This is a genomic window from Anaerocolumna sp. AGMB13025 (genome assembly GCF_029689925.1).
In the GTDB taxonomy this organism is placed as follows: Bacteria; Bacillota; Clostridia; order Lachnospirales; family Lachnospiraceae; genus Anaerocolumna.
Genome location: NZ_CP121445.1, coordinates 3128214 through 3140121 on the forward strand (window position 1 = coordinate 3128214; position 11908 = coordinate 3140121).

The 11908-nt window shown below is 40.7% G+C and carries 8 protein-coding genes; all 8 read left to right on the forward strand.

Annotation, left to right across the window (positions count from 1 at the left end; translation table 11 throughout):
* The first annotated feature begins 141 nt into the window (after positions 1-141).
* The 8 genes from QA584_RS12765 (at position 142) to QA584_RS12800 (ending at position 11887) form a co-directional block, all read left to right on the forward strand.
* Positions 142-1755: a sulfatase-like hydrolase/transferase gene (locus QA584_RS12765; protein ID WP_278274884.1), complete on the forward strand. Its 1614-nt coding sequence runs from the start codon at positions 142-144 to the stop codon at positions 1753-1755.
* 220 nt (positions 1756-1975) lie between these two features.
* Positions 1976-3484, forward strand: coding sequence for a sugar ABC transporter ATP-binding protein (locus tag QA584_RS12770; protein WP_278274885.1), 1509 nt, complete (start codon positions 1976-1978; stop codon positions 3482-3484).
* Between the two features lie 14 nt (positions 3485-3498).
* The gene (locus QA584_RS12775; protein ID WP_278274886.1) at positions 3499-4503 is read left to right on the forward strand and encodes an ABC transporter permease; all 1005 of its coding nucleotides are present in this window, start codon (positions 3499-3501) and stop codon (positions 4501-4503) included.
* Between the two features lie 55 nt (positions 4504-4558).
* A complete protein-coding gene (locus QA584_RS12780; RefSeq protein ID WP_278274887.1) occupies positions 4559-5914 on the forward strand; it encodes an S-layer protein in 1356 nt (451 codons plus the stop codon).
* 45 nt (positions 5915-5959) lie between these two features.
* Positions 5960-6994, forward strand: coding sequence for an ABC transporter permease subunit (locus tag QA584_RS12785; RefSeq protein WP_278274888.1), 1035 nt, complete (start codon positions 5960-5962; stop codon positions 6992-6994).
* Between the two features lie 75 nt (positions 6995-7069).
* Positions 7070-8569, forward strand: a complete 1500-nt coding sequence (locus tag QA584_RS12790) for a sulfatase (RefSeq protein WP_278274889.1) — start codon at positions 7070-7072, stop codon at positions 8567-8569.
* 118 nt (positions 8570-8687) lie between these two features.
* Positions 8688-10229: a sulfatase gene (locus QA584_RS12795; protein WP_278274890.1), complete on the forward strand. Its 1542-nt coding sequence runs from the start codon at positions 8688-8690 to the stop codon at positions 10227-10229.
* Between the two features lie 185 nt (positions 10230-10414).
* Entirely contained in the window at positions 10415-11887 is a 1473-nt protein-coding gene (locus QA584_RS12800) for a sulfatase-like hydrolase/transferase (RefSeq protein ID WP_278274891.1), read from the forward strand.
* Positions 11888-11908 lie beyond the last annotated feature (21 nt).

Below are 11908 nucleotides of genomic sequence, written 5' to 3' on the forward strand. Positions count from 1 at the left end.
ACAGCAGTATATGCTGTCTATTTTTTTCAAGAGATTGCAAGGCTCATAGTCTCATTTACGATATAAGAGACCGGAATTACGACAGACTGGTAACCTGGCATCTTTTAAAATGGAGAAATAACAAACTAATGGAGGAGAACTATGAAAAAAAGACCACATATTATTATCTTTAATCCGGATCAAATGCAAAACTCTGCATTGGCACATATGGGAGAGAATCCGGCAGCTAAGACCCCTTTTTTGGATGAATTGGCAGCAACGGAGGCTGTTTCATATCGGAATGCATATTGCCAGAATCCCGTATGCGTACCCAGCAGATGTAGTTTTCTTACCGGATTATATCCCCATGTCCACGGTCACCGCACCATGAATCATATGCTCCATTCTCATGAAAGCAGTATATTAAAAGAATTAAAAGAGAATGGATATTATGTATGGATGAATGCAAGAAATGATTTTCTTCCGGGGCAGGAGGAAGGGACTTTCAAAGCTCATGCGAATGAGATTTTCTATGGAGGGGATGTATTACCGCCTCCAGGTCCAGTGAATCCGGGATTGCGTGGTGAGCCAGGGGGAAAATATTATTATTCCCATTACCAGGGCTGTCTTAAAACCGATGAAGAGGGAATCCGTTACAGCAGTGATGACGAAGTCGTAGACGCAGCTATACAGCGCGCCCTTAATCCAATTGATGAACGGCCTCTCTGTTTATTTTTAGGTCTTATAAACCCCCATCCGGAGTATGGAGTGGAGGAGCCTTACTTTTCTGCCATTGACAGGACAAAACTTTCTAAAAGAGTAGTAGATCGCAGTCCGGATTCTTCGGAACCCCTAATTGAAACAATGATTAGAAATAACCAGGGAATGGAGGAGTTTACAGAAGAAGACTGGAATGAGTTGCGTGCCTCTTACCTTGGAATGTGCATGAAGGTAGATGATATGTTCCGCCGGTTATGTGAGGGGCTCAAAACGGCCGGTATCTATGATGACTGTGCTATTTTTTTCTTCAGTGACCATGGGGATTATCAGGGGCAATTTGGTTTAACAGAAAAAAATCAAAATACGTTTTATGATAATCTTGTACGGGTTCCGTTCTTAATTAAACCGCCAAAAGGTTATGAGGTAGATAACGGAATAAGCGACAGTATTGTTGAACTTGTAGATTTCTATGGTACAGCCATGGATTTTGCCGGAATTAAACCAGATCATACTCATTTTGGAATCAGCCTTAGAGGAAATATAGCAGACCGCAGTCTGGCAGTCCGGGACTATGCCTGCTGTGAAGGGGGTCGCCTTGCCGGCGAAATCCATTGCGATGAAAGTCATGTTGACGGAGAAACAGGTGTCAATCCCCGTAATGTATACTGGCCCCGTATAAAAGCAGAAGAAGATGATAAGGCTCATACAAAAGCAACAATGCTGCGGACAAAACAGTATAAATATATACGCCGTTTATATGAACCGGATCAGTTATTTGACTTAGGAAGAGATCCGGGAGAGACACATAATCTTGCTGATGACGGGGCATATCAAGGTATTGTAACGGATATGCGTTTGAAAATGCTGGACTGGTATCAGTCTACCTGCGATATTGTACCATTTACCTATGACAGTCGTTTTAATTATGAAATGACTTGGAACCGGGTAAAAAACATATGTCCTGCCGACCGTGTGGAAGAGATACAGGCTTTGATACGGGAAGGTAAAAAATCAATGTATGAAATTATCCGGTATTGTACAGAACTTCAGATATAATAAATTTTTAGCTTTGAGGCAGTCAAAAGTCATAAATACGATAGGATTTTAATTTTTTTGATAGGTATTTGTTTTGGAGAAACCAGGTAGTCGGAAATTTGATAGCTGACATCGTGAATTTTATAGTGTAGAACGGTAGAATTTTTTATAATTCATGTATAACGATCCATTTACTTTACTTGTCGTTTGAAATTCAATCTAAAGAAAGGGAGAAAAAAACATGTCAGCAAAAGGTGAGATTCTGGTTGAAGTAAAAGACATGTGTAAAAACTTTGGAGTGACAGTAGCTCTTAAATCTGTAAATATTTCCATAAAGCGTGGGGAAATCAGAGGGCTCATCGGTGAAAATGGCTCGGGCAAATCTACAGTTTCTTCAATCATTGCAGGAATACAACCTGCAACCAGTGGTGAAATGTATTATAAAGGAAAGCTTTGGAAGCCGGAAAGTACCTTAGACGCTGTAAATAACGGAATTGGTATGATTGTTCAGGAAGCTGGTACCATTGACAATGTCACGGTAGCGGAGAATATTTTTCTCGGAAATTATCAGTCATTTAAGAGAGGTATGTTCATAAGCCGTTCTAAGATGAATGCAGAAGCGAAGAAGGCGTTGGAAAAGATTGGTGCAACTCATATAAATCCTGCTTATCCTACCCACTTGTATGATATGCAGGAACGTAAACTCATTGAGATTGCACGAACGATGTATAATGATCCAGACCTCTTTGTAGTGGATGAGACGACAACTGCACTATCACAAAAGGGAAGGACACTTCTATATAAACTGATGCATAAAGCAGCAGAGGAAAATAAAGCGGTAGTCTTTATCAGCCATGATTTGGATGAATTAATGGAACACTGTGATACCCTTACTATTCTCAGAGACGGCGTCATTATTGATAACCTGGAGAAATCAGCCTATGAAGAGAATGATATTAAGCATAAAATGGTTGGCCGGGAGATAAAAGGAAATTATTATCGTGTGGATATGGATGGGTACGGTAATGAAGTAGTACTTAAGGCAGATTGTATTACCACGATGAAAGATCTGCTGTGTTTTGACCTGGAATTACATAAAGGTGAGATTTTGGGAATTGGTGGGCTTTCCGATTGCGGAATGCATGAACTTGGCCGGGCACTTTATGGATTAGAGGAAGTAGTGGATGGAAAAGTTGTCATTACTCAATCCAGTACAGTTGTAAAAAGTCCTCAGATTGCTTTTAAAAACAGCATGGGTTATGTATCAAAGAACCGTGATACGGAGTCTTTGGAATTAAATGCCTCCATTGGTGCTAATATCCAAAGCACCGGTTATAAAAAGAACCGACTGTTTGGTCCAATTATGTCAAGTAAGAAAGAAAAGAAATATGCCATGCTTCAAGTGGATGCCCTGGCCATTAAATGCGTGAATATACTCCAGCCGGTGAAGGCAATGTCAGGAGGAAACAAGCAAAAGGTCGTATTTGGAAAATGGATTGCAGATGATGCAGATATATTAATCCTGGATTGCCCAACCCGAGGCGTGGATATTGGTGTAAAAGCTTCTATGTACCGTTTGATCTATGAGATGAAAAAAAAGGGCAAATCAATTGTGATGATCAGTGAAGAAATGCCTGAACTTATCGGTATGGCAGACCGAATTCTGATTTTAAAGGACGGAAGGTTAAATGGGGAATTCTACCGCAAAGAAAGCTACAATGAGCATCAGTTAATTGAGAGTATGATATAAGAAAGGTGAATAATATGACTGATACTGAAATTATAAAAGGCACGCCCCGTCTTAGTTTGACGGACCGCGTTAGTATTATTAAAAATAACCCTTCTTTTTCCTTTGCTTTTCCGATTATAGTTCTTCTTCTGATTATTTCAGTCTTTGGAGCGGCAACAGGTGGGAGTTTTTTTGGGAAAAATATATTCTTAGGTATATTTAATCAGGCCATTATTATTGGTACTATGGCTACGGCCGTTTCCTTTATATACACTACGGGTAATCTTGATATCTCTGTTGGAAATGCCATGGCTCTGGCTGCTACCATTGGTGCATTGGTCTATAATACGACAGGAAATGCTGTTCTGATGGTTGTTTCGGCAATTGTTTCAGGGATTCTGCTCATGGTGTTTAATTGTACGATGAGTGTTATTTTCGGAGTAAAGTCCATTACAGTTGCTATTGTTATGATTCAGTTATACAGTGCTATCGTAAGTAATATATTAGGGCCAGAAACTCTGAAGGTTGATTATGCAATGTGTAAAATAATGGAAAATTCCGGCTTTCGCTACGCTGCCTTTATCGGATATTTTGTATTATGTTTTGTGGTATTCCACTTAACCTCGGCTGGACGGGAACTTCGTTTTATCGGCGGCAATGATGTCTGTGCAAATCAGACTGGTATGAATTCCAGCAAGGCAAAATATATCAGCTTTCTTATGGCAGGTATTGGTGTTGGGCTGGCAGCAGTTTTTACAATAATACGTACCGGTTCGGTGAGTACTGAAGTAGGAAACGGAATGGGAATGGATGTTATGCTTGCTACTGTTTTGGGCGGTATGTCTATTTTCGGCGGTGCAAAGTCCAACTCTTATGCAGGTCTTCTTGGAGCGTTGACGGTTTCAGCCCTTAATAAGGGATTGTTAATGGTTGGTATTTCACCTACCGTAATCCAGGGAGTACGTGGTGCCATATTCCTGCTTTTAGTCTATATGAACAGTGAACGTCCACAAACCTTGCCGACAAGACAACAGGTTTAGGAAAGGTTATCAATAAAGCTGCAATTCAATTTAATAAAAAAGGAGAGAAATTATTATGAAAAAAAGAGTATTAGCATTGGCTTTAACAGCAGTCATGAGTTTAAGTCTCATAGCCTGTGGTAAAAGTAATACCGGTGGTGATAAAACAGGGGGAGATACCGGTAAAGGTACGACAGAAACACAACAGACAGGTGGAACAGAACAAACAAGCGGAACAGAGCAAACAGGCGATACTGATAACCAGCAAAAATCGCCACAGGATTTTAAAACCTTTAAAATAGGTGTCTGTGAACCACAGGCCATTGATGAGGTAGTAATCCGCCGTGATTATTATGAAAACTATCTTGCGAAAAAATATAATGTGGAATTTGTATTTTCCGAACAAGTAAAAGATACGGATGATGAATTAAGTTTTATAGAGAATTGTGCTGATTTAGGTGCCGATGCGATTATTAGTTACCGGTCAGAAGATGCAAATCAGATGGCTCAGGTCTGTAAGGAATATGGAATGGCATATGTAATTAATAATCAACGTTCACCATTAGTTGAAGATGCATTTACAGGAGGGTATGAGAACTTTACCGGTTCCTTTGCTGCTGATCAGCCATATGTTGGAAGTCTGTTTAAAGATTGGCTGACAAAAAATGCCTCCGATGACGGAAGCGAGGGTTTCCTGATTACATCTTCCCTTGCTTATAAAGGGAATACCCAGCATTCAGAGTGTACGGAAGCAGCTTTATCCGCACTTCAGGAGAAGTATGGTCTGACTTATGAAGATACTATTAAAAATCTGGCAGTTGCATCTGCTCCAATCGAAGTTGCTAATGATAAAAATATAAAAATTTATATTTATCCTGGTGTTTCATCACAGAATGAAGGCTGGCTGGCTGGTGTCAGTACAGCGCTGCAAACAGGAAATTACGGAGTATTTATTCAGTCGGGACAATCTTTTACGGAGACAGCAGTTGTTGTTGACGAAGTAGAAAAGGCATTTAAAAAAGATATTAAAGTGGCTTCGGTAGCATCTATCTCAAATTCCCTTTTGAACGCCTTTAATACAAAGGATGCTTTTGGTAATTCATCCATCAATATGGCATCGGTAAAATCCACCAGTATGGTAAGCAGTATGGGATTTGTAAAAGTATATAATGCATTAACCGGTTATAGCAACTTAAATATTGAAGCTAGCGGTGATCCGTCACAAGTATTGTTTAGAATGTGGGCAATTGAGAATCCCGAGCAGATGAGTACTCTGTCAAACTGGGATGTAGCAGGCGGAAATAAGTGGATTGTAGATTATAATGTAATCGATCAGACACTTGGTATTTATCATCCTGACTTGACTTCGGAAGGAATCCAGGCTGTTTATGACAGTGTAAACTTTGATGAAGCAAAATCCCGTCTTGAATAAACCGGCCATATCGAAAACGCAATTATTTGAAGGAAGGATATATTCATGAATCAAAAAACAGTTATATATAAATTACAAAGTGTACTGAAGTTAATTTTAATGCCCCTTGCTGTGTTTCTTATATTCGAAATCATTGACAGATTGTCAACAGGTAAGGGATTAATTAGTTCTATTGCCGATTTGAGGGTGCTTTTCCGTACGGTTATTACCTGTTATTGCTTTGCGATGGCCCTTAATTGTAATCTGCTTTTGGGACGTATGGATCTCTCTGCCGGTGCACAGATGTTTATGGGATGTATCTTTGGAGGAAATATCGCGTTGCAGCTTAATTTAGGAGGTATCGGAATTCTTATATTAAGCATAGTAATCGGTGCTTTATGCGGGCTGTTAGTGGGAGTTATCTTTGTTAACATGCGTATTCTTCCCATGGTACTTGGTATTGGTATGACACTGATTTTTGAATGTTTTTCATTTGGAGCTTATAACCAGCAGGGACTTATGCTGTATGGGAAAAAGAATGTTGAAATCTTATCTAATATAACCTTTATATTTTTCATAGCAATCCTGCTTATATTTATTATGACTATTTTGTTCCAGCACAGTACTTTTGGTTACAGCCGCCGTGCTATTCAGGGAAGTCAGAAATTAGCAGCGGATTCGGGTATCAATATCTTTAAAAACTGTATCTGGTGTTATGTTATTGCAGGCGCACTGGTTGCCTGCGCGGGAGTTTTTGATACAGCCTATAAGGGAACCTTAATACCTGGTCTGGGAATGAGCAGCAATGGCAGTGTATTCAGTAATATGTTCCCGATGTTTTTAGGTATCTGGCTTGGATCCTTTGTCGGTAATCCTGTTATTGGGGTTCTGGGCGGAGCACTTAGCATAAAATTATTAACCTTAGGACTATCCAAGCTGGCACTGGGAGGAAGTACCCAAAATATAATTATCTATTCCTTATTCTTGATTTTTATGATTTACCGTACAAATTCTAATAAACTGAAAAAACTGAAAGAAAAGAAAATACGGATTAAATTAGCCCAGGAAACAAGGCGTGTAGAAAATCTGCAAATTATTTAAATATCGGGATGCTGTAAATAAAATAATTTTGCAGCATCCTATTTTATAAGAAATATCCAAAAAGGAGGCAATAAAATGCGAGCTATCATGATTATGTATGATTCTCTTCGAAGAGATCTTTTATCCTGTTATAACGAATCAATCGTTCCTATGCCAAATTTTGAACGCCTGGCAAAGCATACAGTAACGTTTGACAACAGCTATGTCTGCAGTTTACCTTGTATGCCGGCAAGACGTGAATTACATACTGGCCGTCCGAATTTTTTACACCGAAGCTGGGGTCCACTAGAGCCCTTTGATGATTCCATGCCTGAACTATTAAAAAAGGCAGGAATCCATACTCATTTAGCTACGGATCATTACCATTATGTACAGGATGGAGGGGCTACCTATCACAACCGTTTTTCTACCTGGGAATGCTTTAGAGGACAGGAAACGGATACCTGGATTGGAAACTGCGCCCCTAGAGAAACCGAGTATTCCCCTCAACTGTTAAGTCCGCAGTCACAGCCGGAACCCCTTAGAACCATTAGAAAAAGCGGTGGGTGGCAGAATATGGATAACCGGACTGTATGCAGGACAGAAGCAGATTACCCCCAGACCCATACCTTTGACAATGGTATTGATTTTATTAAACGGAATGCAGAATATGATAACTGGTTTGTCCAGATTGAAACCTTTGATCCTCATGAGCCTTTTGATTCGCCGGATAATTATCTAAGCCGCTGGTTTGATCCGGATAACGAATACGAGAAGGACTGGCCTCCTTATGCGCCTGCAAAAGAAGATGAGGAAACCATTGATAAAATTCGCCGAAAGTATTATGCTTTGGCAGAATTTTGTGATAGAAGTCTTGGCAGGGTCTTAGATCTTATGGATGAGTATGACCTCTGGAAGGATACTATGCTGATCGTAAATACAGATCATGGCTTTATTCTTGGTGAACACGACTGGTGGGGTAAGACTTCCATGCCGGAATACAATGAAGTTGCTCATACACCTCTATTCCTATGGGATCCTCGCGGCAAGACTTCAGGTGAGCACAGGAAAGCTTTGGTACAGACCATTGATATTGCTCCAACCTTACTTGATTTCTTTCAGTACCCTATCCCCAAAGATATGTTAGGTAAACCCCTTAAAGCTGCGGCTGAGAAAGATGAAGCAGTTCGGGAGTACGGTATCTATGGAATCCATGGCGGTCCGATTAATATCACGGATGGACGTTATGTGTATATGAGAGCAGTGCGTACAGACGGTTCCGAGATTGATGAGTATACACTAATGCCAACCCACATGACCATGTTATTTTCCGTAAAAGAAATGCAAAGAGCAGAATTCACAGAAGGCTTTACCTTTACAAAAGGATGCAAGGTAATGCGTATTCCTGTAGCAGCAAGGGGAGCCGCAAAGATTACGGAGGATTTACTATTTGATTTAGAACAGGATCCGAAGCAGGTAAATCCTGTCCATCTGCCAGAGGTTAAGGAACGGATGGAGTTAGCACTTGCCAATTTGTTAAAAGAAAACGAGGCACCGGCAGCAATATATGAACGATTTGGTTTTGTTAATCAGTAAGGAGTTATCTAAGGTTGAAAGAAAATTTAAGAATTGAAAGGATGCCACATTCGGATTCTTCAACCTTTTATAGTGGCGGTATTGCTAGTGGACTTGCAATACTCAATTGGTATTAAATATGAAAATTTTATTTATTGACTGTGATACGTTAAGACCGGATCATTTGGGCTGTTATGGATATCAGAGACCAACTTCACCCTATATTGATTCGATTGCGCGGGATGGGATTTGCTATCAGGATTACTATTGTTCGGATGCACCATGTCTGCCTTCTAGAGCTGCTTTGGTGACCGGTCGGTTTGGTATCCATACAGGGGTTGTCGGACATGGCGGAACTGCGGCCGATATGAGACTGGATGGAGAGGACCGAATCATGATGGATACCAATACCAGAGATAATCTTCCGGCAGTGATGAAACGATATGGGATGCATACGGCTTCTGTCAGTTCATTTCCGGAGCGTCATGGTGCATGGTGGTTTAATGCAGGCTTTAATGAATGTTATAACGTCGGAAAAAGAGGACTTGAAACAGCAGATGAAGTCACCCCTTATGCGCTTGACTGGCTGGAACGTAATAAAAACAAAGAAGACTGGTTCCTACATGTACATTACTGGGACCCCCATACACCGTACCGTACACCCTTGGAGGAAGGTAATCCCTTTGAAACGATACCCCTTCCCAGAGAAGAATGGATGAATGAAGAATTATTGAAAGAGCATAGGGACAAGGAAGTTGGTCCTCATTCTGCCCAGGAATTATCCATGTATGATGATGCAGTGACGCCATTATTTCCAAGACAGCTGGGTCAAATCCGTACCATGAAAGATTATAAGAAGAACATAGATGATTATGATACCGGAATCTGGTACATGGACAAGCATATCGGTAAACTGCTTGATTGGCTTAAGGCAGAGGGATGCTATGAGGATACAGCGATTATCATAACAGCGGATCATGGAGAAGATTTAGGGGAACTGGGAGAATATGATGAGCATGGTTCGGCAGATTACCCGACCACCCATATTCCAATGATTATTAAGTGGCCAGGTGGAATCAAAAACCATATGTCCTCCGGGTTACACTATAATCTTGATTTACTGCCGACTTTAAAAGAGTTGTTAGGACCCATGCCTGCAGCGAAGGTGTCAGAAAAGATAGTTGGTGTATGCAAGGAGCCGGAATATGATGGTATCAGTTATGCACAGACCTTGTTAGAGGGAAAGGATGGAGGCCGGGAATATCTGGTGGTCAGCCAGTGCGCTCATGTCTGCCAGCGAGCAGTACGGTTTGATGACTGGATGTATATAAGAACCTATCATGATGGCTTTCATCTTCATCCGCAAGAGATGCTGTTTAATATCAAAGAAGATCCCCACCAGCTTAAGGACCTTGCGAAGGAGAAGAAAGAATTTTGCTGGAAGGGTACGTATTTGCTGGATCAATGGTATACAGAGAATATGAAAAAAATGGTGCATCAAAGTCAGACGGATCCCATGTGGACTGTAATTGCAGAAGGAGGACCTTTTCATAGTAAAGGACATTTACCTGAGTATTTAAAGCGTCTTGAGAATACAGGCAGAAGCTGGGCAGCAAAAGAACTCGCGAAGAGGCATCCGGAAGTAAAGGTGCGTAAAAGCACACTGACGGGAGTAAATTGAAAAAACAGGATAGTTTTTTCAATGTCTTGATTTAAGTGTGTGCTAAAGCACACTGACGGGAGTAAATTGAAAAAACAGGATAGTTTTTTCAATGTCTTGATTTAAGTGTGTGCTAAAGCACACTGACGGGAGTAAATTGAAAAAAACAGGAGCAGTTTTTTCAATATCACAGATAGGAGTTTTGTATGAAAGATATTTTGCTTTTTATGAGTGATCAGCATAGTCCTTTGTTTTCCGGGTGGGGGAGTGAGTTAGTAGATACGCCTAATTTAATGCGTTTAAGAAGTGAGGGAACTTCATTTGAGGCTGCATACACTTCCTGTCCCCTTTGTGTTCCGGCAAGAATGTCAATGCTGTCAGGGCTTTTACCAGGAAAGACAGGAATTTTTACGAATAATGATACGTTAAGCAGCCAGATACCCTGCTTTACCCATGCCCTGACTGCGGCTGGCTATGAAACGGTTTTAATTGGCCGGATGCACTTTATAGGGCCTGATCAGCGTCACGGATTTACAAAAAGGCTGGCTTTTGATATGACACCAACAGGTTGGAACAGACCGGTGGAACAGCTCAAAAAGGAGCGGGGAGATTTTGTGCGGACATTTGGTGAACCCTGGTGTACGGATGTTGTAGGCGGCGGTGAATCTCCCGTATTGCATTACGACGATCAGATTGTTGAGACGGCACTGGAATATTTAAGACAGGAGCACGAAAAGCCTCAGTTTATATTAGTTGGCACCTATGGACCTCATTTTCCGTATGTTGCCCCGGAGGAACTTTATCTGAAATATTTGGATAAAGCAGGAATACCTAATTTCTTTCATAATATTCCGCATTATATGCAGGATTTTGACCTCTTAAAAAATCACTGCAATCAAGAAGTGGATGAAAATACGGTGAAAGGTGTTTATGCTGCGTATTGTGGTATGATCGAACGGATGGACAGCCAGATTGGACAAGTCCGGGATGCCTTTTTATCCTATACACAAAAAAAGCAAAATGGACATATCTTTGGCTATCTTTCCGACCATGGTGATCAGGCTGGTGAAAGGAGGATATTCGGAAAACAGACATTTTTTGAAAAATCCGTTAAAATACCAATGATTTTTGAGGGCACAGGTTTAAAAGCAGGTAAGAAAGTTCTATCGCCGGTTAGTATTATGGATCTTGGACCTACGTTATGTGAGCTGGCGGGTACTGCTTTTTGTGAAGAAGCAGACGGAAAAAGTTTAAAAAATCTGTTAACTGAGGAAGAAAGCGAAGACTTTGAAAGGGTTATAATCAGCCAGTTTATAGATACTCACAAGGATAAAAATCAATACGGCATAATGATCCGCTACCGGGAATGTAAATACATCTCTTATCATGGACAGGAACGATTTGATTTATTGTTTGACTTAAAGAATGATCCGGATGAAACGGTTAACATAATAGAGAGTTTCCCTAAACTTAGGGAATGGTTTATAAAAATAGCAGAGCATAATGGAAATCCGGAAGAAATAGAGTTGGAACAATTCAGACGGACCAGGAACCTGAACTGGTTCCGGTATTATGAGAAAGCCACTGGCTGGGAAGAAACAGAACGGTGGGCTGATAATCCGCCCAGCGCGCGGGGTGAACTTAAAATAACTGCGAATCACAGAATAAAGAGTAACTGAATGTGTGGATTTTTAGCATAA

Bases quoted from the DNA above. Each gene is read 5' to 3' on its own strand.
- QA584_RS12780 (WP_278274887.1), top strand. From the start codon at position 4,559: ATGAAAAAAAGAGTATTAGCATTGGCTTTAACAGCAGTCATGAGTTTA.
- QA584_RS12770 (WP_278274885.1), top strand. From the start codon at position 1,976: ATGTCAGCAAAAGGTGAGATTCTGGTTGAAGTAAAAGACATGTGTAAA.
- QA584_RS12775 (WP_278274886.1), top strand. From the start codon at position 3,499: ATGACTGATACTGAAATTATAAAAGGCACGCCCCGTCTTAGTTTGACG.
- QA584_RS12790 (WP_278274889.1), top strand. From the start codon at position 7,070: ATGCGAGCTATCATGATTATGTATGATTCTCTTCGAAGAGATCTTTTA.
- QA584_RS12800 (WP_278274891.1), top strand. From the start codon at position 10,415: ATGAAAGATATTTTGCTTTTTATGAGTGATCAGCATAGTCCTTTGTTT.
- QA584_RS12785 (WP_278274888.1), top strand. From the start codon at position 5,960: ATGAATCAAAAAACAGTTATATATAAATTACAAAGTGTACTGAAGTTA.
- QA584_RS12795 (WP_278274890.1), top strand. From the start codon at position 8,688: ATGAAAATTTTATTTATTGACTGTGATACGTTAAGACCGGATCATTTG.
- QA584_RS12765 (WP_278274884.1), top strand. From the start codon at position 142: ATGAAAAAAAGACCACATATTATTATCTTTAATCCGGATCAAATGCAA.